Source organism: Actinosynnema sp. NPDC037264 (genome assembly GCF_055603705.1).
In genome coordinates this window covers 42,087-67,230 of record NZ_JBVJVK010000049.1, presented here as the reverse complement: position 1 = coordinate 67,230, position 25,144 = coordinate 42,087, and the positions used below count along the sequence as shown (strand labels likewise).

Annotated in this window: 17 protein-coding genes; 6 read left to right on the top strand and 11 right to left on the bottom strand. The window is 76.3% G+C overall.

Annotated features, from left to right (window positions below; all coding sequences use genetic code 11):
* Positions 1–89: 89 nt before the first annotated feature.
* The 6 genes from ACZ7GX_RS35160 to ACZ7GX_RS35135 all read left to right on the top strand — a co-directional run bounded on the left by ACZ7GX_RS35160 (position 90) and on the right by ACZ7GX_RS35135 (position 4,563).
* Entirely contained in the window at positions 90–863 is a 774-nt protein-coding gene (locus ACZ7GX_RS35160; protein ID WP_498783247.1) for an ATP-binding cassette domain-containing protein, read from the top strand.
* A gap of 177 nt (positions 864–1,040) precedes the next feature.
* A complete protein-coding gene (locus ACZ7GX_RS35155) occupies positions 1,041–2,264 on the top strand; it encodes an MFS transporter (protein ID WP_498783245.1) in 1,224 nt (407 codons plus the stop codon).
* A gap of 117 nt (positions 2,265–2,381) precedes the next feature.
* Positions 2,382–2,762 carry a YbaB/EbfC family nucleoid-associated protein gene (locus ACZ7GX_RS35150; RefSeq protein ID WP_498783243.1) on the top strand — a complete coding sequence of 127 codons (381 nt, stop codon included), beginning with the start codon at positions 2,382–2,384 and terminating at the stop codon, positions 2,760–2,762.
* Positions 2,759–3,082: a hypothetical protein gene (locus ACZ7GX_RS35145; protein WP_498783241.1), complete on the top strand. Its 324-nt coding sequence runs from the start codon at positions 2,759–2,761 to the stop codon at positions 3,080–3,082. The genes ACZ7GX_RS35150 and ACZ7GX_RS35145 overlap by 4 nt, the downstream gene beginning before the upstream one ends.
* Entirely contained in the window at positions 3,079–4,005 is a 927-nt protein-coding gene (locus tag ACZ7GX_RS35140) for a WXG100-like domain-containing protein (RefSeq protein ID WP_498783239.1), read from the top strand. The genes ACZ7GX_RS35145 and ACZ7GX_RS35140 overlap by 4 nt, the downstream gene beginning before the upstream one ends.
* A gap of 42 nt (positions 4,006–4,047) precedes the next feature.
* Positions 4,048–4,563, top strand: a complete 516-nt coding sequence (locus ACZ7GX_RS35135; RefSeq protein ID WP_498783237.1) for a hypothetical protein — start codon at positions 4,048–4,050, stop codon at positions 4,561–4,563.
* 199 nt (positions 4,564–4,762) lie between these two features.
* Here ACZ7GX_RS35135 and ACZ7GX_RS35130 read toward each other — a convergent pair whose 3' ends face one another.
* The 11 genes from ACZ7GX_RS35130 to ACZ7GX_RS35080 are packed head-to-tail and all read right to left on the bottom strand — an operon-like array spanning position 4,763 to position 25,088.
* Positions 4,763–6,961, bottom strand: coding sequence for a non-ribosomal peptide synthetase (locus ACZ7GX_RS35130; RefSeq protein ID WP_498783236.1), 2,199 nt, complete (start codon positions 6,959–6,961; stop codon positions 4,763–4,765).
* Positions 6,958–8,268 carry a serine hydroxymethyltransferase gene (gene glyA / locus ACZ7GX_RS35125; RefSeq protein ID WP_498783234.1) on the bottom strand — a complete coding sequence of 437 codons (1,311 nt, stop codon included), beginning with the start codon at positions 8,266–8,268 and terminating at the stop codon, positions 6,958–6,960. Before glyA ends, ACZ7GX_RS35130 begins: the two co-directional genes overlap by 4 nt.
* Positions 8,265–8,951: a thioesterase II family protein gene (locus ACZ7GX_RS35120; protein ID WP_498783232.1), complete on the bottom strand. Its 687-nt coding sequence runs from the start codon at positions 8,949–8,951 to the stop codon at positions 8,265–8,267. The genes glyA and ACZ7GX_RS35120 overlap by 4 nt, the downstream gene beginning before the upstream one ends.
* 16 nt (positions 8,952–8,967) lie before the next feature.
* Positions 8,968–10,197, bottom strand: coding sequence for a condensation domain-containing protein (locus tag ACZ7GX_RS35115; RefSeq protein WP_498783230.1), 1,230 nt, complete (start codon positions 10,195–10,197; stop codon positions 8,968–8,970).
* Between the two features lie 2 nt (positions 10,198–10,199).
* Positions 10,200–11,030 carry an SDR family oxidoreductase gene (locus tag ACZ7GX_RS35110; protein ID WP_498783228.1) on the bottom strand — a complete coding sequence of 277 codons (831 nt, stop codon included), beginning with the start codon at positions 11,028–11,030 and terminating at the stop codon, positions 10,200–10,202.
* Positions 11,027–12,253 carry an MFS transporter gene (locus ACZ7GX_RS35105; RefSeq protein ID WP_498783227.1) on the bottom strand — a complete coding sequence of 409 codons (1,227 nt, stop codon included), beginning with the start codon at positions 12,251–12,253 and terminating at the stop codon, positions 11,027–11,029. The genes ACZ7GX_RS35110 and ACZ7GX_RS35105 overlap by 4 nt, the downstream gene beginning before the upstream one ends.
* Entirely contained in the window at positions 12,250–15,222 is a 2,973-nt protein-coding gene (locus ACZ7GX_RS35100; protein ID WP_498783225.1) for a condensation domain-containing protein, read from the bottom strand. The genes ACZ7GX_RS35105 and ACZ7GX_RS35100 overlap by 4 nt, the downstream gene beginning before the upstream one ends.
* On the bottom strand, positions 15,219–16,310 hold the full coding sequence (locus tag ACZ7GX_RS35095; protein ID WP_498783223.1) for a MupA/Atu3671 family FMN-dependent luciferase-like monooxygenase: 1,092 nt from the start codon (positions 16,308–16,310) through the stop codon (positions 15,219–15,221). The genes ACZ7GX_RS35100 and ACZ7GX_RS35095 overlap by 4 nt, the downstream gene beginning before the upstream one ends.
* Positions 16,307–19,219, bottom strand: coding sequence for a type I polyketide synthase (locus ACZ7GX_RS35090; RefSeq protein ID WP_498783221.1), 2,913 nt, complete (start codon positions 19,217–19,219; stop codon positions 16,307–16,309). The genes ACZ7GX_RS35095 and ACZ7GX_RS35090 overlap by 4 nt, the downstream gene beginning before the upstream one ends.
* On the bottom strand, positions 19,216–22,155 hold the full coding sequence (locus ACZ7GX_RS35085; RefSeq protein WP_498783219.1) for an amino acid adenylation domain-containing protein: 2,940 nt from the start codon (positions 22,153–22,155) through the stop codon (positions 19,216–19,218). The genes ACZ7GX_RS35090 and ACZ7GX_RS35085 overlap by 4 nt, the downstream gene beginning before the upstream one ends.
* A complete protein-coding gene (locus ACZ7GX_RS35080) occupies positions 22,152–25,088 on the bottom strand; it encodes a non-ribosomal peptide synthetase (protein ID WP_498783218.1) in 2,937 nt (978 codons plus the stop codon). The genes ACZ7GX_RS35085 and ACZ7GX_RS35080 overlap by 4 nt, the downstream gene beginning before the upstream one ends.
* Between the last annotated feature and the right edge of the window lie 56 nt (positions 25,089–25,144).

The window sequence follows — 25,144 nt, the reverse complement described above, 5'->3', positions numbered from 1 at the left end:
AGGGCGGCCACACCGGGCCGTCACCCCGACTTCCGCCTGGTTCCTACCACAAGCGCCACCCAGGCGCCCGCACGGAAGAGGGTGCACTAGTGACCACACCGGTGTTGCAGGCCCGCGGGCTGGTGAAGCGCTACGGCCGCGTGACCGCGCTGTCGGGCTCGGACCTGGAGCTGCTGCCCGGCGAGATCCTGGCCGTCATCGGGGACAACGGGGCCGGGAAGTCCAGCCTGATCAAGGCGCTGTCCGGCGCGGTCGTGCCGGACGAGGGCGAGATCCTGGTGGACGGCGCACCGGTGGCGTTCACCTCGCCGATCGACGCGCGGGACGCCGGCATCGAGACCGTGCACCAGTCGTTGGCCGTCTCGCCGTCGCTGGACATCGCGAGCAACCTGTTCCTGGGTCGTGAACGCCGCCGCAAGGGCGTGCTCGGCACGGTGTTCCGCATGCTCGACCGCAACGGCATGCGCGAGGAGGCACGGCGGCAGCTCGACGCGCTGGGCATCATGACGATCCAGAACCCCGGCCAGGCCGTGGAGACGTTGTCCGGCGGGCAGCGGCAGGCCGTCGCGGTGGCCCGGGCCGCCGCCTTCGGCAGCAAGGTCGTCATCATGGACGAGCCGACGGCGGCGCTTGGCGTGCGCGAGTCGCGCGCCGTGCTGGACCTGATCCTCCACGTCCGCGACCGCGGCCTGCCGGTCATCCTGATCAGCCACAACATGCCGCACGTCTTCGAGGTCGCCGACCGGATCCACATCCAGCGCCTCGGCCGCCGCAAGGCCGTGGTCGACCCGAAGACCATCTCCATGGCCGACGCGGTCGCCATCATGACGGGAGCGATGGAGCCGCCTGACCAGGCTGCGTGACGTAGTTCCACCCTGACGCCGCCGCGTCCGCGCGGCGGCGTCCCCTCCTGCGCCAGGACTCACCGGGCGAGCGTGTCATCAGCTGCCGGGGTTCTCCGAACGTGCTCGGCGATTCGGTCGTTGTGACCGATCCGCGGTTCCGCGAATTGTCGGTGGGTGCCGGCAACGTGTGGTTCCATGCCCCGGCTTGTGCCCGCGCTGCTGCGCGACCCGGCGTTCCGCTGGTACTTCATCGCCCGGACCTCCTCCCACTTCGGTGACGGCCTCATCGGCATGGCGCTGGTGTTCGGCTCGTTGCGGCTCGGCGCGTCGCTGACCGAGGTCGGGCTGGTGCTGCTCGTCGGCCGGTTGCCGGTGGTGGTGTTCACGCTCGTCGGCGGGGTGGTGGGCGACCTGGTGTCGCGTCGGGCCGTCATGCTCGCCGCCGACGTCGTCCGCTGCGCCTCCCAGGGCCTGACGGCCGTGCTGCTGATCACCGGTGCGGGGACGCTGTGGCACCTGGCCGCGTTGCAAGCGGTGGCGGGCACGGCGAACGCCTTCTTCGCCCCCGCCGCGGCGGGCCTGGTCGTCGACGTGGTGCCCCAAGAGCGGCGGCGTCAGGCCAACGCCTTGGTCAACGCCGCCCAGAACGCCGCGACGCTCCTCGCCCCGGTGGTGTCCGCGGTGCTGGTGGAGACGGTCGGAGCGGGCGTGTCCTTCGCCGTGGACGCGGCCACGTTCGCGGTCAGCGCCGCCGCGCTCGTCGCGCTGAAGGTCGCGGACCGGCCGGTGCCCCCACGACCCGCGCTGCTCGACGCCGCGCGGCACGGGTGGCGCGACTTCCGCGCCCGCCCCTGGTTGCGGGCCATCACGATCCAGGTCGCCGTCGTCAACGGGGCGTGCATCTCCCCGTTCCTGGTCCTCGCCCCCGTCCTCGCCGATCAGCAACTGGGTGGTGCGCTGGCATGGGGGTTCATCGCCAACGGCTACGCCGTCGGCGCGTTGCTGGGCAGCGTCCTGGCCCTGCGTTGGCGACCGCGACGCCCGCTGGTGGTGGCCTGCGCCATCCCGGTCGCCTTGGCCCCGCTGCTGGCCCTGCTCGCCGCGGGGGCGCCGGTCCCCGTGCTCGTCGCGGCGGCCGTTCCCGCCGGGGTGCAGGCCGGCCTCTACGCGGTGCTGACCCAGACCGCGCGGCAGGTGCACGTGCCCGCCGACCTCGTCGCCAGGGCCACCGGCTTCTCCTCCGTCGTCGGCCTGGCCGCCGCGCCCGTGGGCATGGCCCTGGCCGGACCGGCGGCCGAGCTCGTCGGCACGGACGCCGTCCTCCTCGCCGGCGCGGCGATCGCTGTGCTGAGCGCGCCGCTGGCGCTCACCGTGCGCTCCGTCCGGCAGCTGCCGGCCGAGCCCGAACCCGCCCGCTGACCAGGACGGCGGGACGGGCACGCGAGGCGAAGCGCCGTGGCCGGAACCGGTCAGGGGCAGTCCGTGCGCAGTGGTGTGGCCGGATACTCCGATCAGAGTCGATCACGGGGGGTGGGCATGGACGCGTTGCTGCCTTCCTCGGCCAACTCCGGGTACGTGCGGTTGGCCGAGGAGTTCCGCAGGATCCGGGAGGTGCGCGCGCGGAGCCGGGCGACGGCCTGGTCGGACGACGGGCTGGTCGAGGCGACGGTCGACGCGGGCGGGCGGCTGATCGGCCTGCGCCTGGACCCGCGGGTCCACCGCGATCCGGACTCGGCCGCGTTGGCGCGGACCGTGCTGCAGACCGTGCAGGCGGCGAACCGGGAGGCCACCCGGGCCGCGTTCGAGGTGGTGTCCCGGTTCCTGCCCGCCGACGCCGACCCCGACACCGCCGACCTGAGGTTCGACCTCGCGTTGGCCGAACTGGATCGCCGGATACGACAGGGGGAGCAGCGATGACCTCATCGGCCGACGGCGCGCACATGGAGACCGCGGGCGTGGAACAGGCGATGTCCCGGATGGACACGGCCGGGCAGGGCGCGGTCACGGCCTGGTCGAGCGCCGCGACCACCATCGGCAGCCTGGAGGGCCAGTTGGGCCGGGGCGTGCTCGGGCAGGCGTTCATGGGCAGGTACCGCGTCGGCGCCGAGCAGGTCGCGCGTGACGTCTCCCGGCACGTGCCCGCGTCGGAGAGGCTGGCGGGCGCGGGGCTGGCGAGCACCGCGGACTACGTGCAAGCCGACACCGCCGGCCGCGACCGGTTCGAGGGACTGGCATGACCACCCCGGAGCCGATCGGTCCACTGTGGGCGGAGGTCAAGGCGCGCTACGACCCCTGGCCGCCCGACGACGAAGTGGTGGCGCAGCAGCTCGGCGCGGCCTGGCGCGGGGCGGCGGGCGCCGTCACCGACGCCGGCGCGGAGGTGACCACCTCGGGACGGGCCGCGCACGCGTCGTGGCAGGACACCGGCGGGGAGACGGTGGAGGGGCAGGCGGCGGCGGTCGGCTCGACCTTCGAGCAGCTCGGGCAGCGGCAGCTCCAGCAGGCGGTGCTGGCCGAGGACTACGCCACCAGCCTGATCCGGACCAAGCAGGGCATCCACGACGTGGTCGCCGCGTACTCGCCGTTGTACGAGGCCGCCCTGATCAGCCCGCACGACCCCGGCGACATGATGGTCGTCGACTACGTCAACCGGATCGTCGACGCCGCCGGCGAGGCGATCCGCCGGCTGCTGACGATCGAGTCCCACGGGCCCGGCATCGACCCCGAAGGCCGGCTGCCGACCCCCGAGTCGCTGGCCACCGGCGGGCCGATCATCGGAGGCGACCTGAACTTCTACTTCGATCACGGCACCTGGAAGGCGTTCGACGGCACGGTCGAGGGCGAGTACTCCGCCGGTCTGCACCTCACCGGCGCGATCAACCAGCCCAGGTCCGAGGACCCGTTGATCGACCTGGAAGCGCAGTTCGGCGTGCAGGTGAGCGGCCCGGAGCTGGAGCACTCGCTCGGACCGCTCACCGTCTCCGCCCAGCCCGAGGTCTACGTCGGGCCGGGCGCCAAGTTCGCGCTCGACGTGATCAACGACAACGGCAAGGTCGGCCTGGGCTTCAAGGTCGGCGCCTCCGCGATCGCCGGCGGCGCGCTGAACGGCGAGCTCGCGCTCGACTTCGGGGAGATCGGACGGAGCCTCTTCCCGTTCTGACCCGCGGCGGCCGGAACCGACTCGACCCGAACGGAGTGACCCGTGAACGGAGAACTGTCGCTGCCCATCGCGTTCCGGCTCCCGCCGGGCTGGCTGCCGGTGCCGCCCGACGAGGTCGGCGCCGGTGGGGCGGCGTTCGTCGCGATCGCCACCGCGACCCACGGCTCCGGTTTCACCGCCACGATCGTCATCGACGAACCCGACGCGGGGTGGACGCCCGCCGAGCTGGCCGACCTGTCCGCCGCCGCCCTGCCGACCGCGACCGTCACCGACCGCGTCGACGGGACCGGTCCCCACGGTCCGCGGCTCACCCAGTCGCTGCGCCTCACGACCACCGCCGGGCAGGAGGTCGTCCGGGTGGAGGAGTACCTGACCCTGCCGGACGCGGCGGACCCCGGCCGGCGCGGCGTCGTGCGGTTGAGGTGCACGGCGACCCGTGACCAGGCCGACGACGCCACCGCCGACCTGGCCGAACTGGTGGCCGGCCTGCGCCCGACCGAGGTCCCGCCGGTGCCGGCGCCGCTCCCGGGCCCGGCGAGGACCGCGCCGGAAGCCTGACCCCCGCCCGCGCGGGAAGCCTGACCGTGACCGCGCGGAGAAGCCTCACGCGGCTCAGCGCCGGTGATTCCGGAAAGGCATTTGGTGGGCGTCGGTCGGACCTTTGCTCTGTTAGTGGGATCCGGTGTCGCCCACTGATTCCGGTCGCGGGCGAGAAGCGTGATCGGCTGCCCATCGAGCGCCACCGACCGGCGGCCCGTCACCCCCGGCCGTCGCGCTCGGGCAGGGAGCGGAGGTGGTCGGCCAGGGACGCGACGGTCGAGTGGGCGAACAGGTCGACCATGGTCAGGTCCGGGTGGATCTCCCGCGCCACGCGCAGCGCCTTCATCGAATCACCGCCCAGCGCGAAGAAGTCGGCGTCCCGGCCCACCTCGGCCAGGCCGAGCGCGTCCCGCCACACCTCGGCGACGCGCCGCTCGACCGGGTCGGCGGGCGCGACCGCGCCCACGGGCCACACCGGCGCCGGCAGCGCCCGTCGGTCCACCTTGCCGTTCGGGCTCAACGGCAGCCGGTCCACGGGCACGACCAGCGCGGGCACCAGCCGGCGCGGCAGCACCTCGGCGAGGGCCGCGCGCACGTCGTCAGAGGAGAACCGGGCCACCGCGTAGGCCACGAGCCGCCGGTCGCCGGACGGGTCCGCCGCCGCCGTCACCACGACCTCCCTCGTGGACAGCACCTGCCTCAGCGCGGCCTCCACCTCGCCCAGCTCGACCCGCACGCCGTTCAGCTTCACCTGGAAGTCCAAGCGGCCCAACAGCTCCAGCTGACCGTCCGCCCGGTACCTCACCAGGTCGCCGGTCCGGTAGAGGCGCTCGTCGCGCACGGGTCCGTAGCTCCACGTCACGAACCGCCGCGCGGTCTGCTCCGGCGGGCCGAGGTAGCCGCGCGCCAGGCCCGCGCCCGCGAGGTGCAGCTCGCCCGGCACGCCGACCGGCACCGGCCGCATCGCCCGGTCCAGCACGTAGACGCGCTGGTTGGCCATCGGCCGCCCGTACGGGATCGACGTCCACGCCGGGTCCACCTCGCCCACCTCGTACACCGTTGAGTGGATCGACGCCTCGGTGGCGCCGCCCAGGACCGCGATCCGCACGTCGGGCGCGAACCGCCGCAGCCGGTCGGGCAGCGTCACGGCCACCCAGTCGCCGCCCAGCATGGCCACCCGGAGGTGGGGCAGCGGGCGGTCCAGCCGGTCCAGCACCAGCTCCAGCAGGGCGGGCGCGGAGTTCCACACCGTGATCGGCCGGTCGGCCAGTTCCGCCGCCCACCGCGCCGGGTCGGGACCGGTCAGCACCACCGCGCCGCCGGCGATCGTGATGCCGAGCAGCTCGTAGACGGACATGTCGAAGCTCGGCGACGACAGGCCGAGCACCCGGTCGTCCGGGCCGACGCCGAAACGCGTGTTGAGGTCCACGAGGTTGTTCAGCACGCCCCGGTGCCGCAACGCGATGCCCTTCGGGCCGCCGGTGGAACCGGAGGTGTAGATGACGTAGCAGAGGTCGTCGGGTCCCGCGCCGCCGTCCGGGTCGTGCTCCGGCTGCTCCCGCAGCACGGCCGCGTCCCGGTCCAGCAGCACGGCGGGCGTGTCGTCGGGCAGGTTCGCGGCCAGGTCCGCGCGGCCGACCAGGACGGCCAGCCCCGCGCCGCGCCGCATCAGGTCCAGCCGGGCGGGCGGGTAGTCGGGGTCGAGCGGCACGTACGCGCCACCGGCCTTCAGCACGCCGAGCACGGCGGGCAGCAGGTCGGGCGACCGGTCCAGGCAGACCCCCACCCGAACCCCCGGCCCGACGCCCAGCCCGCGCAACCGGTGCGCCAGCCGGTTCGCCGAGCGGTTGACCTCGGCGAAGGTCCACGTCCGGTCGCCGCGCACCACCGCGACCGCGTCGGGCGCGGCCCGCACCCGGTCCTCGAAGTGCCCGTGCAGGCAGCCGTCGGCGGGCAGGGCGACCGCGGTGTCGTTCCACTCGACCAGCAGCCGGTGCTCTTCCTCGGGCGTGAGCAGCGACAGGTCCGGTCGTCCCCGCCGGGTCGACGCCATCGCGAAGTGGCCGAGCAGCCGCCGCACGGTGTCCGCGTCGAACAGGTCGGGGTCGTACCGGGCGGTGACGCCGCCGTCGACGACGACGGTCAGCTCGCGGTCCACCCCGTCGTCCTCGACGAGCAACGCCGTGGGGCACGGCCCGGTCGCCGGGCGCGGCACTCCGGACCCGTCCACCGCCACCGCGCCCCGAGGACCGTCGAACACCACCACGTCCTGGTCGGTGTACCGGGCGAGCAGCAGTGCGAACGCGGCCACCAGCGCCTCCACCGGGTGCTCGCCGGGCAGGTCCGCCCGCAGCACGGCCGAGCGCCGCGCGGACCGGGGGCCGCGCGGCCGGTCGGTGGGCAGGGACGTGGTCATGCGGGCACCTCCGACAACTCGAACGGGACGGGGAACTCCGCGCACAGCCACGCCACCCGGGCCCGCACCCGGTCGCGCACCGCCGGGTCGAGGTCGTAGCGGCGGTCGTCCAGCGGGCGCACCGCGCGCAGCACCGCGTCCACCAGGTCGGCGCACTCCTCCGCCTCGCCCGGCCCCATGCCGCGCCGGGCCACGACGTTCGTGCCCAGCCGCAACCCGCTCGCGACCAGAGGCGGCCGGTCGTCGCCGGTGACGCGGTTGCGGTTGGCGAGGATCCCGCACTCCTCCAGGGCGCGTTCGGCCACCACACCGGTCACCCCGCGCGGGCGCAGGTCCAGCACCACCATGTGGGTGTCGGTGCCGCCGGTCAGCACGCGGTGCCCGAGCCGGGAGAGCCGGGCGGCGAGCGCGGCGGCGTCGGCGACGACGCGGCGCGCCCACTCGCGGAACTCCGCGCGGCCCGCCAGGTCCAGCGCCCGCGCCTTCGCGGCGATCGCGCCGGGGTTCGGGGTGCCCTGCGTGCGCGGGAACACGCTGCGCTGCATCAGGCCCGCCAACGTCGTCGTGCCGTCCGGCGCCGGGGCGCGGTGCTCGGCGCCGATGAGGATCAGCCCGCCGCGCGGTCCGCCGAGCTGCTTGTAGGTGCTCGTCGTGGTCACGTGCGCCGTGTCGATCGGACTGGGGTGCTCGCCGGCCACCACCAGGCCCGCGACGTGCGAGATGTCCGCCAGCAGGTACGCACCCACCGAGTCGGCGATCTCCCGGAACCGCCGGTAGTCCAGCGCCCGCGGGTGCGCGCTCGCGCCGGCCACGACGACGCCGGGCCGGTGCCGTCGGGCGAGGTCGGCGACCTGGTCGTAGTCGACCCGCCCGGCCGCGTCCACGCCGTAGCCGACGGCCCGGAAGTGGGTGCCGGTCACGGACGCGGCCGAACCGTGGGTGAGGTGCCCGCCCGCGTCGAGGTCCATGCCCAGCAGCACCCCGCCCGGCGGCAGGAGGCCGACCAGCGCGCTGAGGTTCGCCGACGAGCACGAGTGCGGCTGCACGTTGGCGTACCGCGCGCCGAACGCCGCCTTGGCCCGGCGCACGGCCAACCGCTCCACCACGTCGAACCACGCCGCCCCGGGGTGGTAGCGCGCGCCCGGGTACCCCTCCGCGGTCACGTTGTTCAGCGCCGCGCCCGCCGCCGCCAGCACCGACGGGTGGGCCAGGCTCGCGTGCGCCACCAGCGCCAGGGTGTCCCGCTGCCCGCGGGCGTCCGCGGCCAGCGCGCCCGCGAGCTCCGGGTCGTCGCGTTCCAGCGTCACAGCACGGCCCCGATCGTCTTCCACAGCAACGGCCACGCCTCGGTGAAGTACATGTGCCCGCCGGGCAGCTGCACCAGTGCGAACCGGTCGGTCGTGCGGTCGGCCCACTCCCGGACGTCCGCCACGGACACCATCACGTCGTCCTCGCCGCGCAGGGCGGTGATCGGCAGCGGCAACCGGGCCCCGGTCGGGTGGAACCGCTCCAGCAGCAGCATGTCCGCCCGCAGCACGGGCAGCAGCAACTCGCGCAGGTCGGGGTCCCGCAACGCCTCGTGGTCGTAACCGATCATGTCCCGCACCCCGGCGGCCAGCCGGTCGTCGTCCACCTCGGACACGCGGATGCGGCCGGCCACGCGTTGCGGTGTCAGCGCGCCGCTGACCAGCAGGTGGGCGGGCGGCCTGCCGCGCGCGACGAGCACGTGCGCGGCCTCGTGCGCGAGCACCGCGCCGAAGCTGTGGCCGAACAGGGCGAACGGCGCGTCGCCCGCCTGCGCCAGGACGCGGTCGGCGACGTCCTCGGCCGCGTCCGCCATGGTGGCGTGGAAGTCCTCGACGAACAGCTCCTCGCGACCGGGCAGTTGGATCGGGGCGACGCGGATCGACTCGAACGGGTGGTCGCGCCACGGTCGGTACACACTCGCCCCGGCGCCGGCGTGCGGCAGGCACATGATCGTGGTCGGCATGGCGAATCCCCTCGCGTCAGCTCGTGGTCGTCTCGGCCAGGGCCCGCCGGAAGGCCGCGGCCAGGTCGGGCAGGCGGGTCGCCCACCACGACCGGGACACCGCCTGCACCTGGCCGCGCCACCGCTCGCCCTCGTCGCGCAGCTCCAGCAGCAGTTCCGACTGCAGCCCCCGCTGCGGCACCGGCACCGACCGCAGCACCGCGGGCCCCGCCCGGTGCCGGGCCCTGGTCCAGCTCTGGAAGGCGAACGACGCCTGGTACACCGGCATCCGCCTGCCCCGGCCCGGCCGCGCCGCCGCCACGATCCGGTCGAACGGCAGGTCGGCGTGCCCGAGCGCGCCCACCAGGGCCGTCCACACCCGCGTCACCGCGCCCGGTCCGCGCGGGTCGCGGACCCGGATCGGCAGCATGTTCAGCGCGCAGCCCACCTCGTCCTCCGCGCCGGGCGGGCGCACCGCGACGGCCGTGCCGACGCAGAAGTCGGCCACACCGGTCAGCTCGGCCAACGCCCGGCCGTACGCGGCGAGCAGCACCGCGAACGGCGAGCAGGACAGCCGCCGCGCCGCCTCGCGCACCGGCGCCGGCTCGCACGTCAGCGGCGCCTCGACCAGCCGGTCCTCGGCCAGGTCGCGCAGGCCGAGCCCCAGCCCGCCGTCCGGCAGGTCGCCCGCGCCGGCCAGCGCCTCGCGCCAGTACGCGGCGAGCCGTTCGGCGCGCGCGTCGTCCGGGTCGGCGGCGGGCAGCCGAGGGCGTTGCGGCAACGCGGGCACGCCACCGGCCAGCGCCACCCCGTACGCCCGCGCCAGGTCGGCGGTGAACACCTCCTCGGACAACCCGTCGAACACGGCGTGGTGCACGGCCAGGTGCAGGTCCGCCCCGGGAACCGGCACGGCCCCCTGCCCGTCGGGCACCAGCGCGGCCCGGAACACCCGGCCCGCCGCCAGGTCGAACGGCCGGGCGGCCAGCTCGCCGCACGCCCGGTCGGGCGTGGTCCCGGCGGGCAGCACGCGCAGCACGTCCCGCGGCACGTCCCGCTCCTCGCGCACCAGGTCGCCGCCGGCCACCGCGAACGCGGTGCGCAACGCCGGGTGCCGGGCGACGACGGCCCGGACCGCCGCCCGCAGCTCCGCCTCCCGCACCGGACCGTCCACCCGCACCCGGCCGAACGCGATCGCCGCGGGCGCGCCCGGTCGGACCCGCTCGGCGAACCAGAACCTCCGCTCCGCGGCGGACGCGCGCTCGGCCACGGCTACCTCGCCGAGTAGCCGGCGTCGACGGTCACCACGGTCCCGGTCACGTGCCGCGTCTCGTCCGAGGCCAGCCACACCGCCGCCGCGGCCACGTCCGCCGGGTCGACCAGGGTGTTCATCGGCTGGTCGGCCAGGAACGCGGCCTCGTGCTCGGACACCGGCACGTCCAGGCTGCGCGCGATCTCCGACAGCATGCGGCCCTCCACGTCGGGGTCGTCGCGGACGTTGCCGGGGCACACGGCGTTGACCCGCACCCGCAGCGGCGCGAAGTCCAGCGCGGTCGCCTTCGTCAGGCCGACCAGGCCGTGCTTGGCCGCGACGTACCCGGCGAAGTGCCGGTAGCCGACCAGCCCGGCGGTGGAGGCGATGTTGACCACGCTGCCCGACCGCCGCTCCAGCATGGCCGGCGCGAACGCCGCGGTGACGCGCCAGGCGCCGCTCAGGTCCACGTCGAGCATCAGCAGCCACTCGTCCTCGGCGATCTCGTGCGCCGGCCTGCCCGACGGCGCGGCGACACCCGCGTTGTTGACCACCGCGTCGACCGCGCCGAACCGGTCCAGCGCCGCGTCCGCCAGCCGGCGCACGGCGGCCAGGTCGCGCACGTCGGCGATCGACACCTGCACCTCGGCACCTCGCTCGCGGCACAGCTCGGCGGTGTGCTCCAGCTGGCTCTCGGAGCCCAGCGGGTAGGGCACGCCCGGCACGTCGCGCGCCACGTCCACCAGCACCAGGTCCGCGCCCTCGGCCGCGAACGCCGTCGCGCACGCCCGGCCGACACCGCGCGCCGCCCCGGTCACGACCGCGACCTTGCCCGACAACCGCCCCGTCACCGCCGCGCCCCCTCGTCCACCCCGTGCACGTCCAACCGGCGCAGCGCGGGCAACCGCAGCGCCACCGCCACCAGCACCAGGTAGACCGCCGCGAACCCGGCCAGCGTCCAGCGCAGTCCCACGCCCTCCACCGACCACCCGGCCGTCAGCACGCCGACCGGCACCGCGGCGAAGGCCGCCGCTCCCGTCAGCCCGAACACCCGGCCGTGCAACGCCTCGGGCACCCGCTCCTGCATCACGGTCGTCAGCAGCGGGTTGAGCGGGCCGCTCGCCAGCCCCACCAGGAACGCCAGCACCGCCATCAGCGGCACGCCGGGCAGCAGCACCATCACCACCCGCAGCGCGGCCACCACCGCGAAACAGCCGACGAACGTCGCGTACCGGTGCCGCAGCGGGCCGCGACTGGCCGGCGCGTACCCGAACGTGCCCACGACCGCGCCCAGCCCGCCCGCCGCCAGCAGCCAGCCCAGGGCGCGCACGTCGTGGGCCACCTCCGTGGCGTAGACGGGCAGCAGCACGGGCGCGAACGCGTCGTCCACGAAGTTGGTCACCACCACCACGGCCAGGATCGCGCCGATCACCGGGGTCGCGGCCACGAACGCGAAGCCCTCGCGGACCTGCCGGGCGAACCCGAGCCGCTCCTGCGCGGCCGGCGCGGTGGCGGGCACGCCGACCAACGTCACCAGGGCCGCCAGCAGGACGCACCCGGCGTCCAGGTAGAGCGTCGGCGCGGGGCCGACCGCCGCGACCAGCGCGGCGGCCAGCGGCGGGCCGAGGAGCAGCGCCAGCCGCTGCGCCGACTGGTGCACGGTGTTGGCGGTCTCCCGCCGCACCCGGGCCGCGTCCGCCAGCGGCGCGAGCTGGCTCAGCCGGGCGGTGCCGGCGGGCGTCGCGGCCACCGCCCGGCCGAACAGCAGGGCCAGCAGCACCGGCAGCGGCAGGCCGACCGTGCCGTGCAGCAGCGGGACGGCCGCGGTGGCCACGGCGGCCAGCAGGTCGGACACCACACCCACGCGACGGCCGCCGAACCGGTCGACCAGCACGCCGCCGACCGCGCCCGCGAACACCAGCGGGAGGGTGTTGGCGAACCCGGCCAGCCCGGTCTGCCCCGCGCTGCCCGTCTCCTCCAGCACGTACAGCGGCACCGCGACCAACGAGACCGCGTTGCCGAACCACGACAGGTAGTTGGCGCTCAGCAGCGCCACCAACGGCCGCCGGCTCACCGCGCGCCCCGCCGGGCCCGGCTCAGCTCGGCGAACAGCCGGTCCATCCGGGTGTCGGGGATCCCGGTCTCGCCCGGCACGTCGTCGTCGGGCGACACCACGTCCCGGAACGCGGCCGCGGTCCGGTCGGCGACCTCGCGCAAGACCGCCTCCGGCACGGCGCGCGGGCTGAACCGCCAGCGGAACACCAGGTTCCCCGACTCCAGCGCCGCGACGACGTCCAGCTCGGTCGGCCGGGTGAAGTCGTCGTTGTCGGAGGGCCCCAGTTCCGCGACCCGGGTCAGGTACCCCGCACCGGGGCCGGTGAGCGCGCCCAGGTAGTTGAAGCTCACCGCGGGCGTCACGTCCGCGAGCACCGGGTCGGGCCCGGCCCGCAGCAGCCCGAACCCCTTTCCGCCGTCGGGCACCGCGCGCAGCGCCGCACCGACCGCGGCCAGGTCGTCGGCCGGGTCGCCACCGGTCACCGGCAGCACCACGGGGTACGAGCAGGCGTGGAAGCCCACCGCGCGGTCGGCGTCCCACTCCGGCAGCGCGGCCGGCGTCTCCCGGCCGGGCCCCACCACCATGAGCACGACCCGCTCGGTCCACGGCCGCAGAGCGCGCGCCACCGCCGTCGCCGCCTCCGCGCGGTACGTGCCCGGTCCGGGCAGCGGCACGACGGTCTCCAGCTCGACCACGTCACCCTGCCTCGTGGGCTCGCCGGTGCCCCAGGTGAACGGCGCGACGGCCTCCTGCTGCGCCCGCCAGTACCGCTCCTGCGGCCGTGCGGACACCTCGCGCAACGCGGCGGAGTGCGCCGCCGGCGCGACGGGCTCGGGCACGAGCGCGCCACCGGCGTAGGCGCGGGCCAGGTCGTCCACGACCACGGCCCACGACAGGCCGTCGATCACCAGGTGGGCCGCGGTCAGCACGACCCGGTCCGGCCCGAGCGCGCACGCGGCGAACAGCGGACCCTCCGCCACGTCGAAGCCCGCGCGCTGCGCCGCCGCGACCTCTTCCGGCGTCCCGCCGGCGGACACCCGCCAGTCCCAGCGGTCACCCGTGCGGACGACCCACTCCTCGCCCTCGCGGGTGAAGCGCGAGAGGAGGCCGGGGTGCGCGGCGACCACGGCGGCGACCGCGTCCCGCAGCCGTGCGTGGTCCAGCGGCTCGGGCGCCGCCAGCACCGCGGTGTGCGCCCAGCGCTCGACCCGGGGCAGCCCGGCCCGCAGCAGCAGGTCCTGCTCGGGTCCGGCGGGCGCGACGTCGGCGGCGGGGCGCGGGGCCTCACCCTTCGCGGCTTCCGGCAACGCGGCCAGACCGCCCAGCGTCGGCCGGGCGAACACGTCGCGCACGGTCGCCGCGAACCCGGCGGCCCGCAGCCGGTCCACCAACCGGACGGCCAGCACCGACGTCCCGCCGTGCTCGAAGAACACGTCCTCCGGCGCGGCGTCGGCCCGGCCGAGCACCTCCTGCCACGCCCGCCGCGCCAGCTCCAGCCGATCGGTGTCCGCGGCGACGGACCGCGTCGGGACGGCCAGCACCGGGGGCGGCGGCGCGGCGACCACCGCCCGCGACCGCAGCGGCGTGCCGGGCTCGTCGACGAACACCTCGACCAGGCGCAGCAGCCGGCGGGTCAGCCGGTCCACGGTGGCCGCGTCGAACAGGGCGGTGCGGTACTCGAACCGCCCGTAGAGCACGTCGCCCGCCTGCCACCAGCCGACCGTGATGTCCATCGGCGACACGCCGTCCTTGACGCCGTTGGCGTACACCTCGGCGCCGGGCACCTGGAAGATCGTGTCGTCGAAGTCCAGCACCAGGTGCATCGTCTGCAACAGGGGGTAGCGGGTCGCCGAGCGGTCCGGCGACACCGCGGCCACGATCTCGGCGAACGGCACCTCCCGGTGCTCGGCGACGGCCGCCGAACCGGCCGCGGTCGCGGCCAGCACGTCGTCCGGGGTCGGGCGCTCGGGCAACCGCACCCGCACCGGTACGTTCGTCAGCAGGAAGCCGATGAGGTCCTGGGTCTCCGGCCGACCGCGGGTGACGCTGGGCAGCCCGATGGACAGGTCCCGCTGACCGGTCTCCTCGAACAGCAGCGCTGCGTAGACGGCGAGCAGCGACGTCGCCAGCGTGGTCCGCCGCGCCCTGGTGTGCCGCAGGAACGCCGCGCCGACCCGTTCTTCGAGCCGGAACTGGTGGTGCGCGCCGGCGTGGTCGTCGGTGTCCGGCGAGCCGTCGTAGGGCAGCGGCAACGAGGTCGGCGCGCCCGCCAGGTAGTCGCGCCAGAACTCCCGGTGCCGGCGGCCCGCCTCGCCCGCGAACAGCTCCCGCTGCCAGTGCGCGAAGTCGCCGAACTGCACCGGCAGGTCGGGCACGTCCGGCGCGCGTCCCTCCAGCGCCGCGCGGTAGTGCTCCAGCAGCTCCCGGTTCAGCCGGACGTAGGACCACTGGTCGGTGACCGAGTGGTGCATGGTCTCGCAGACCTGGTGCTCGTCGTCGGACAGGTGCACCACGCCGAGCCGCAGCAGCGGACCGGCGCCGAGGTCGAACGGCGTGCCCACCTGCTCGGCGACGAACTCGGCCAGCCGGCGCTCCCGGTCCGGCGCGCCGCGCAGGTCCAGTTCGCGCACGGCCACCGGCGCGTCCGGGCGCACCCGCAGCTCCGGCCGCCCGTCCCGCACCTCGACCGTGCTGCGCAGCAGCTCGTGCCGGCGGACCACGGCCCGTGCGGCGGCGACCAGGGCCGGCACGTCCAGCCTGCCCCGGAACCGCAGGCCGAAGCTGAGGGAGTACGTGGTGGCGCCCGGGTCCAGCCGGTCGAGCACCCACAGCCGCTCCTGGTCCAGCCCCAGCGGGAACCGCTCGCGCGGGCCGGGACGCGGTGCGAGCGGCGGCCCGGCCTTGGCCGCGGCGAGGCGTCCGGCGAGCGCGGCGCGCTGCGCCGGGGTCAGCCTGGCCAGTCGCGCGTCGATCGCGTCGGTGCTCATGCCGCCTCCTCGTCCGACACCAGTGCGGTCAGCGCGGGCAGCCCCGCCAGCACGTCGGCCGCGGGCAGGCCGAAGTCCACCAGGCACCCCACCTCGTCCGCGCCCGCCGCCGCCAACCCGCGCAGCGTCGACCGGGCCTTGTCGCGGTCGCCCAGCAGCGACAGCGGGCCGTGCAGGTAGCTGCGGAACGCCTCCTCCAGCAACACCTCGTCCGTGGCGCCACCGGTCTGCCTGCGGAACGCGGCCAGGTAGCGGTGCATCGCCGGGCGCAGGAACTCCTCCAGGTCCGGCCGGTCGCTGACGTGCGCGTGGACCATCACCACCACGTCGCCGTCGCCGTCGTGTCCGGCTTCCCGCCACGCCTGCCGATAGCGGGCGACGTTGTCGCGCAACGTCGGTAGGGTCTGGCCCAGCAGCGCGGTCATCACGCCGCAGCCGGTGCGGCCGGCCTCGACGAACGTCGCCGGGTTGCCCGCGGCGGTCAGCCACACCGGCAGGGTCGGCTGCACCGGGGGCGGGCTCACGCGCACCTCGGCGTCGCCGCCCGCGGTGGTGGGCAGGCGCACCACGTCACCGCGCCACAACCGGCGCACCAGGTCCACCGCCTCCGCGGTCACCTCGCGCCGCCGGTCGAAGCCCGACCGGGCCAGCACGAAGTCGTCCGGGTGCCAGCCGCTGGCGAACGAGACGCCGACCCGGCCGCCGGACAGGTTGTCCACCAGCGCCCAGTCCTCGGCCACCCGCACCGGGTGGTGCAGCGGCGCGGCGACGCTGCCGGCGTGCACGCGCAGCCGGGTGGTGCGCGCCGCCACGGCCGCGGCCAGCACCGCCGGGTTCGGCGAGAAGCCGCCGAAGTCCACGAAGTGCCGCTCCGGCAACCAGACCGCGTGCAACCCCGCCCGGTCGGCGGCCGTCGCGGCGGTCAGCACCAGGTCGTAGTAGTCGGCCGCGGCCATGCTGTCGGCGCTGGCGAAGAAGTACAGGCTCAACCGCTTCGGCAGCGGTCCCGCCTGCGCGCCCAACCTCTCCCGCAGCCGCCGCCGCTGCTCGGGAGACAGGGCGCGCAGCCGTTGCGCCGGTGTGGTCATCGCTGCGCCTCCTCCTCGGCTTCCAGCTCGTCCAGCAGCCTCAGCAGCTCCTCGTCGTCGCGGCCCGCCACGATCTCGCGCACCCGCGCGACGAAGTCGCCCAGCGTCGAGCACTCGTAGAGGTCGTGCAGCCGGACGTCGAGCAGCAGGTCCTCGTTGACCGCCGCGACCAGGTGGGCGGCCTGCAACGACGTGCCGCCCAGCTCGAAGAAGTTGTCCTCCGGCCGCAGCGGCGGTCCGCCGAAGGCGCTGTGCCACAAGGCGATCACCCGGTCCTCCAGGTCGTCGGCGGGCACGGGCGTCACCACTTCCGGCCGCGGCGACGGCGCGTCCTGCTCGTCGCCCAGCCAGTGCACCCGGTCGGCGAACGGGTAGGTCGGCAGCGGGACCGGGCGGGTCGGCGGCGCGGGCATGGTCGGCGTGAGGCCCGCCGTCCACGTGCGGGCGATGGCCTCGGCGTGCCCGCGCGGCTCGTCGACCGCACCGCGCCCGCCGAACAAGTCCAGCACCAGCGGCGCGAGCCCGGCGGCGCGGGCCGCCTGGCGTGCCAGCCTGCCGACCGCGCCGTCCCGGTCCAGGGCCACCACGACGTCCGGCCGGTGGTCGAGCAGCGCGCGGACGCAGTCGTGGAACCGGACGGTGCGGCGGACCTGCGCACCCCAGTACGCGGGATCGGTGGCCTGGTCGGCGGTGAGCACGTCGCCGGTCGTGTTCGACAGCACCACGTGCCGCGGCGCGGACAGCGGGATGGTCGTCAGGAAGCGGGTGAACTCCTCGGCGGCCTCGGCCATGTCGACGGAGTGGAACGCGTGCCCGGCGGACAGCCGGGTCGCCTGGACGCCCCGTTCCCGGCACCGCCGCACCACGGCCTCGACCGCTGCCGGCCGACCGCCGAGCACGGTGTTGTCGGGCGCGTTGACCACGCACACCTCCACGGCGTGCCCGTCGGCCAAGGCGCGGGCCTCCTCCTCGCCCAACCGCACCGCGACCATCGCGCCGGCGGGAGCCGCTTCCATCACCGCGCCGCGCGCCACGACCGCGCGGGCCGCGTCGGCGAACGAGAACACCCCCGCGTGGGCGGCGGCCACCAGCTCGCCGACGCTGTGGCCGAGCAGCAGGTCCGGCCGCAACCCCCGGTCGGCGAGCGTGCCCAAGGCCGCCCACTGCAAGGCGAACAGCAAGGGCTGGACCACCGCCGTGCGGCCGAACCGGCGGTCGTCCGGCGACCAGTCGGCGAGGTCGTGCAACACCGGGCCGCCGCCTTCGCGCACCGCGTCGGCCGCGAGGTGGAAGGCCCGGCGGAACCCGTCGTGCCGCAGCATCCCGATCCCCGCGACGCGACCACCCTGACCGGGGAGCAGCAGCGCGAAACCGGGCTCCGGCACGGCTTCGCGCACACCGTCCAGTTCGGACAGACGGGTGCGCAACGAGCCGCGATCACCCGCCACGCCCGCCCACCGCCAGGTGAGCTGCCGACGGTGGTGCCACAGCGCGGCGGCGACCTCGGGCAGGGGAGTGGACCCGGTGTCGAGCCACGCGGCCAGCCGACGCCCCTGCTCGCGCAGGGCTTCCTCGGTCGCGGCGGACAGGACGACGGGGGAGAGGTCGGCCGGCTCCGTGCGGGTTTCGGCCGATTCCCGGCTGGGCTCTGCGGTGCCGTCGGTCGGGGGTGTGGCCGACTCTTGATCGGCGGCGGCCGGATCGGCCAGGACGACGTGCGCGTTGGTGCCGCCCAAGCCGAACGAGCTGACCGCCGCCCGGCGCGGCGAGCCCGCGGGCCACGCCACGGCCTCGCGCGGCAGGAAGAGGTCCGGGCCCAGCTCCACGTCGGGACCGTCGCCGGGCTGCCGGGGCGTCGGCGGCACGATGCCGTGGTGCAGCGCCAGCACCGCCTTGACCAGGCCGACGACCCCGGCGGCGGTGTCGGTGTGGCCCACGTTCGCCTTCACCGCGCCCAACGCGCACCGCCCGCCCCGGTACACCTCCGCCAACGCCGACAGCTCCACCCGGTCGCCCAGCGCCGTCCCGGTGCCGTGGGTCTCCACGAACCCGACGTCCGCACCGGTCAGCCCGGCCACCTCCAACGCCTCCCGCAGCACGGCCGCCTGCCCGCGCGGGCTCGGCGCGACCAGGCTCATCCGGTCCGCGCCGTCGTTGTTCACCGCCGTGCCGACGATGTGCGCCAGCACCGGCTCACCCGGCCGCACGTCCGCCGCCCGCCGCAGCACCACCACCCCCGCGCCACCGGCGGGCACGGTGCCGCCGCTGCCCTCGGTGAACGGGCGGCAGCGCCCGTCCGCCGCCGTGATCCCGCCCTCCACCGGCGTGTAGCGGCCCGCCAACGGCAGCTGCACCGTCACCCCGCCCGCGAGGGCCACGTCGCACTCGTAGGTCAGCAGCGCCCGCACCGCCTGGTGCACCGCCACCAACGAGGTCGAGCACGCGGTCTGCACGGTCATGCTCGGCCCGGTGAAGCCCAACCGGTAGGACAGGCCGGTGGCCAGGAAGTCCCGGTCGTTGCCCAGCCGCACCTGCTGCTCCCCGGTCACCCGCACCACGTCCGCGGCGGGCAGCACGTTGCGGTGCAGGTAGGTGTCGGGACCGCTGCCCGCGAACACGCCCACCACGTCGGACGACCGCGTGGTGTCGATCCCGGCCCGCTCCAACGCCTCCCAGGCCAGCTCCGTCAGCACCCGGTGCTGGGGGTCGGTCGCGGCGGCCTGGGCGGCCGACAGCCCGAACAACCCGTCGTCGAACTCCCGCACGCGCGGCGGCCGCCCGGCCACCGGCACGCCGTCCGGACCGATCCCGGGCAACGACACCCGGCCCGCCACCAGGTTGTCCCAGAACTGTTCGGGGGAACCGGCGCCGGGCACCCGCACCGCCAGCCCCACCACGGCCACGTTCACGTCCGCTCCCCTCGTCGTGTCCAGCCGGCCACGGCGCGGGCCCGCGCCGCACCGCGCCCCGACCCGGCCTCGGCCGGTCCGCCCCGGCGCAGGTGCGCGGCCAGCGACCGCGCCGTGACGTGCCGGAACAGGTCAGCCACCGCCACCGACGGGTACCGCTCCCGCAACGCCGCCGCCACGCGCAACAACTGCACCGAGCTGCCGCCCAGCTCGAAGAACGTGCTGTCCACATCGGACACCGGTCGGCCGAGCACGCGCGACCACAGCGCCAGCACGTCGGCCGCGTCCCGACCGCCGGGGTGCTCCGGCCGCAGGCGGGACGCCCACTCGGCCACCCGTGCGCGGTCGAGCTTGCCGTGCGGTGTCCGGGGCAGCTCGGGCACCACGTGCCAGGCCACCGGCACCATGGCCGGCGGCAGGAACCGGCGGGCGTGCGCGTCCAGGTCGTCGACCGGGCCGTCCGCCACCACGTACGCCACCAGCGCGGTCCGGTCGAACGCCGGCGCCACGACCGCCGCCCGCACCGCCGGGTGCTCCGCCAGCACGGCCTCCACCTCACCGGGCTCGACCCGCTGCCCCAGCACCTTGACCTGCGCGTCCACCCGCCCGACGAAGCGCAACCCCTCCACGGGGTCGACCAGGACCTCGTCGCCGGTGTCGTAGGCCCGGTCACCGCCGGGACCCGGGCGGAACCGGCGCGCGGTCATCCCGGGTTGCCGCCAGTACCCGGCCGCCACGCCCGCGCCCGACACCAGCAGCCGACCCGGCACGCCCAACGGCCGTGGGCGGTCGCGCGAGTCGACGACCAGGCAGCGCTCACCGGCCAGCGGACGCCCGATGTGCACGGGAACGCCCGGCCGCACCCGCCAGGCGGTGGACCACACCGTGGTCTCGGTGGGGCCGTAGCAGTTCCACACCGGTCCGGGCACCAGGGCGACGAGCGAGGCGGCCAGGTCGTCGGCCAACGGCTCACCGCCCACCAGCAGGACGCCCAGCCCCGACAGGAACGCCCGGCCCGCGGGCTCGTCGGCCAGCAGGCGCGCCACGGTCGGCGTGCACTGGTACAACGCGCCTCGCCCGGCCACCGCGGTCACCCGGCGGTGGTCCGTGATCAGCACCGCGCGCCCGCGCGCGAGCGGCCACAGCAGCTCCAGCACGCTGATGTCGAACGACAGCGCCGTGGCCGCGACCACCACGCCGGGCGCGTCGGGCAGCAGCACGTCCAGCGCGCCGAGGAACGCGGCCACGTTCCCGTGGCGCACCTCCACGCCCTTGGGCCGCCCGGTCGAGCCGGACGTGTAGATCACGTACGCGGGCATCCCGGGGGTGATCCCCGGCAGGTCTGGCCCGTCGGCCGGCTCGTGCCGCACCGGCACCGACGGCACCCCGGGCAGCGCACCGCCCACGACCGCCCGCAGGTCCGCGTCGGCCGCCATGTGCGCCAACCGCTCCGCGGGGTGGTCCGGCGGCAGCGGCACGTACGCCGCGCCGGCGCGCAGCACGCCGAGCACCGCCACCGCCAGCTCCACCGACCGCGGCACCGAGATCCCGACCCGGTCGCCCGGTCGCACGCCCGTCGACACCAGCGCCCGCGCCAACGCCGCCGAGGCCGCCGACAGTTCCCCGTAGGTCAGCACGGCGCCCGCGTCGTCGCGCACCGCCACGGCGTCCGCCGGCGCGTCGGCCACCGACTCCGTCACCACGGGGGTCGGCCGCGGCGGCGGGCCTTCGCCCAACGCCGCCGCCAGCGCCCGGTCGGCCGGGCCCGCCAGGTCCACCGCGGCGACGGGCCGTCCGTCGAACGCGTCCAGCGCCCGCACCACCGCCTCGGCGAACCGGCCGGCCACCGGCGCGGCCACCACGTCCACGCGGTGCTCGACCACCAGCTCCGGCCCCGGCGCGAGCGTCACCGCCAGGTCGTACTCGGCGTCGCGCGGCGGTGGCGCGGGCGGCTCCTCCCACACCACGCCACCGGCCTCGACCCGTTGCGGCGCACCGGCTTCGGCGCACAGCACCCGGGTCAACGCCCGCCGCGGGCCACCTGCCGACGCCAGGTCCGCGATCTCCTCGAACGGCAGCGCCGCGTGCTCCACGGCGTCGAGCACCCCGTCCAGCGCACGGTCCAGCACGTCGGTGGTGTCGCCGGTCAGGCGCAGCCGGACCGGCACCGTGTTCTGCAGGCAGCCGACGACCTCGTCATCACCCGGGCCGCGCCCGTCCACCGCGACGGCCACCAGCACGTCGTCGAGGTCGGCGTACCAGCCGAGGGCGAGCCCGAGCGCCGCGAGGACCTGCATGAACGGCGACGCGCCGGATGCGACCGCCCTCGCCCGCAACCGCCCCGCCGACAGCGGCAGCCGGACCACGCCCCGCCGCGGCTCGCCGCCCGTCCCCGTGACGGGCATCGCGGTGTCCTCCGGCGGCAGGTCGGCCAATGCCGCGGCCCAGTGCCGCCGGGCGGCCCCGGTGTCACCCGGCGGGGCGGGCTCGCGCGCCGGCACCTGGCCGCCCGCGTAACCGGCGGCCAGGTGCCGCAGCAGGATCGCGGTCGACGGCTCGTCGAACACCGCGTGGTGCACCGTGACGACCACGTCGGCACGCGCCGGACCGACGTGCGCCTCGATCGCGCACAACGGGCCGGTCCCGTGCGTGAACGGCCTCCGCACCGGCGTCACCACGTGGTCGGCCCCGACCGTCCGCACCACCAGCGGCACGTCCGCCACCTCGTGCACGCGCGCCCGCAGCCCGTCCGCTCCGGGGTGCAGCGACGTGCGCAGCGCCGGGTGCGCGGCCAGCACCGCGCGCAACGCCGCGGCCAACCGGTCCGGGTCCAGCGCGCCGTGCGCCACGAAGTGCTTCACCAGCGTCCGGGTGTCGCCGCCGTCGCGCTGGTCCAGCAGGTAGAACCGGGTCTGCGCCGCGGTCGCGGCCTTCACGGCGCGCTCCGCCGCAGCACCCTGGCGAGCCTGCGCACGGTCGAGTGGCGGAAGATGTCGCGCAGCTGCACCGAGTCGAAGCCGGACTCGCGCAGCGCCGTGTTGAGCCGGACCGCGAGCAGCGAGTTGCCGCCCAGCTCGAAGAAGTTGTCGTCCGGCCCGACCGCGGTGCCCATCAGCCGTTCCCAGATCTGCCGGACGCGGGCCTCCACCGCGTCGGACGGCGGTGGTGGCGGCGCGGCGGCGGACGCGGCGGCGCGGGGCGGGGGCAGCCGATCGGGGTCGAGCTTGCCGTTCGCGGTCAGCGGCAGCGCGTCCACCTCGGTGACCGTCGCGGGCACGAGGTAGTCGGGCAGCCGCGCCGCCAGCGAGGCGCGCAGGTCCGGGGCCGGCCGCGTGGTCACCGCGTAGGCGTCGAGCCGGGCCGTCGCGGTGTCGTCGCCGGAGCGGCGCACCACGACCGCCGCGGCCGTCACCCTCGGGTCGGCCAGCAGCGCGAACCGGACCTCGCCCGGCTCGACCCGGTGGCCGCGGATCTTCACCTGCTCGTCGAGGCGGCCCAGGTGCAGCAGCCTGCCGTCCTCCAGGTACCGGCCCCGGTCGCCGCTGCGGTAGCGCCGCGCGCCCGCGTCGGCGGGACCGAACCGGGCCGCGGTCAGCCCCGGCCGGCCCAGGTAGCCCAGCGTCACCCCGGAGCCGCCGACGTGGAGCTCGCCCGCGACGCCGGGCGGGACCGGCCGCCCGCGCCCGTCGAGCACGTGCAGCTCCCACCCCGGCAGCGGCCGGCCCACCGGTGCCGGTCCGGCCAGCGCGTCCGCGCGGGTCACGTCGTGCCACGTGCAGTGCACCGTGGTCTCGGTGATGCCGTACATGTTCACCACCCGGCACCGCCGCCGCGGGTAGGCGTCCAGCCACGGCAGCAGCACGCGCGCGTCCAGCGCCTCGCCGCCGAACACCAGCAACCGCACCGACAGGTCGCCGGGACCGGGCGGCAGCTGCGCGAACGCCGACGGCGTCTGGTTGAGCACCGTCACCCGCTCCCGCGCCAGCAGGTCGTGGAACGCCGCCGGGTCGCGCGCCGTCCAGTGCGGCACCACGACCAGCCGTCCCCCGGTGAGCAGGCAGCCCCACAGCTCCCACACGGAGAAGTCGAACGCGGGGGAGTGGAACAGCGTCCACACGTCGTCCGGGCCCAGCCCGAACTCCTCGGACGTGGCCGCGAGCAGCGCCACGACGTTGCGGTGCGTGGCCACGACGCCCTTGGGCCGGCCGGTCGAGCCCGACGTGTAGACGACGTAGGCGGGATCGGTGGGCCGCGACCCCGGCAGCTCCGCGACGCCGCGCGAGTCGACCGGGACCGCGGTCGCGCCGGGCACGCCCGCGGTGTCGCCGATCACCACCCGCACCCCGCTGTCGGACACGGCGAACGCGGTGCGCCCGGCCGGGTGGCCGGGGTCCAGCGGCACGTACGCGGCGCCCGCCTTCAGCACGGCCAGCAGCGCGACCACCAGCCGCGGGTCGCGGTCCAGCCGGACGCCGACCCGGTCGCCCGGCGCGACACCCGCCCCGACCAGTGCCCGGGCCAGGCCGGTGGCCCGGTCGTCCAGCTCCGCGTAGGTCAGCGAACCGCCCTCGCCGGTCACCGCGACCCGGTCCGGCCCCGACCGGACGCGCGCGGCGAACAGCTCCGGGATCGTGGCCGCGGGCACCGCGCGCGGCTGCGACCGGCCCAGCGCCAGGGTCGCGGCCAGGTCGGGCTCGGCCATGGTCGGCACGGCGTGCACCGGCGTGCCGGGGTCGTCGGCGAACGCCCGCAGCACCACGGCCAGTTGCCGGCAGAACCGCTCGGCCGCGGCCCGGCGCAGCACCGCGGTCTGGAACCGCAGCAGGCCGTGCGCGCCGCCGTCCGGCTCGTCGGCCACGTACAGGGTCAGCGGGAACTGCGCCGCGCCCAGGTCCACGTCGGTGCCCCCGGCCCGCGGCACGACCACGCACCGCGGCGCGTGGGCCGACACGGCCGACAGCGGGAGGTCCGCGGTCCGGTAGGAGGCCAGGCAGCGCTCGTGCGCGCCGCGCAGCAGGGTCGCCAGGTCGACGTCCTCGTCCACCGGGATCGGCACGGCCACGGTCGCGCCGAAGTAGCCGATGGTGTCGGCGTGCCGGGCCGACCGGCGCGACACGTTGGTGCCCAGCACGGGCGCCCGCGCGCCGCTGTTGCGGGCCAGCACGACGGCCGCCGCGGCGAGCACCGCGCTGTGCGGCGTGACGCCCAGCGCGGCGGCGTTGCTGCGCACCGCCTGCCACGTCCGCGCGGGCAGGCGCAGGTCGGCCCGGTCGCCCGAGGTGCGGCCCGCGCCGGGGTCGCCCTGGCCCCACTCCAGCGAGAAGTCCGGGTCCGCGTCGCGCAACGACTCGCGCACGGCCGCCACGCGTGCCGGGTCGGGCGGCACGGACACCCGCTCGGCCCACGCGCGGTAGCCCTCCACCGGCTCCGGCCGCTGCCCGTCGAGCAGCCAGCGCGCCATCAGCTCGGTCGACCGCTCGTCGGTGACCAGGTGGTGCGCCACCAGCACCAGCTCCGCGGCGCGGTCCGGGTGTCGCAGCAGGACGGCGCGCAGCAGCGGCCCGCGGTGCGGCGCGAACGGCCGGGAGCACTCGCGGCGCACCGCGTCCGGCCCCGCCGCCGAACGCACGTGCAGCACCGGCTGCCGCGCGGGCACCCAGTGGCCGCCCTCGGCGTCGAACGCCACCCGTGCGGCCAGGAGCGGGTTGGCGGCGACCATCGCCGCCAGCCGCCGGGACAGCTCGGCGGCGTCGAGGTCGGCGGGCACCCGGTGCACCGAGGCGGCGTGGTAGGTGGCGACGTGGTCGGCGTTCTGGTCGGCGACGTAGAGCTCGGTCTGGTTGGGCGTGAGCGGCCAGCGGTCGGACATGGCGATCCCCCGACGATGACGAGACCGGTGCCGTGCGGGACGGGAGGGGCAGGACG

Coding starts and splice junctions, on each gene's coding strand:
- ACZ7GX_RS35080 (WP_498783218.1), bottom strand. CDS start 25,088: ATGTCCGACCGCTGGCCGCTCACGCCCAACCAGACCGAGCTCTACGTC.
- ACZ7GX_RS35100 (WP_498783225.1), bottom strand. CDS start 15,222: ATGAGCACCGACGCGATCGACGCGCGACTGGCCAGGCTGACCCCGGCG.
- ACZ7GX_RS35140 (WP_498783239.1), top strand. CDS start 3,079: ATGACCACCCCGGAGCCGATCGGTCCACTGTGGGCGGAGGTCAAGGCG.
- ACZ7GX_RS35130 (WP_498783236.1), bottom strand. CDS start 6,961: ATGACCACGTCCCTGCCCACCGACCGGCCGCGCGGCCCCCGGTCCGCG.
- ACZ7GX_RS35120 (WP_498783232.1), bottom strand. CDS start 8,951: ATGCCGACCACGATCATGTGCCTGCCGCACGCCGGCGCCGGGGCGAGT.
- ACZ7GX_RS35155 (WP_498783245.1), top strand. CDS start 1,041: ATGCCCCGGCTTGTGCCCGCGCTGCTGCGCGACCCGGCGTTCCGCTGG.
- ACZ7GX_RS35150 (WP_498783243.1), top strand. CDS start 2,382: ATGGACGCGTTGCTGCCTTCCTCGGCCAACTCCGGGTACGTGCGGTTG.
- ACZ7GX_RS35145 (WP_498783241.1), top strand. CDS start 2,759: ATGACCTCATCGGCCGACGGCGCGCACATGGAGACCGCGGGCGTGGAA.
- ACZ7GX_RS35095 (WP_498783223.1), bottom strand. CDS start 16,310: ATGACCACACCGGCGCAACGGCTGCGCGCCCTGTCTCCCGAGCAGCGG.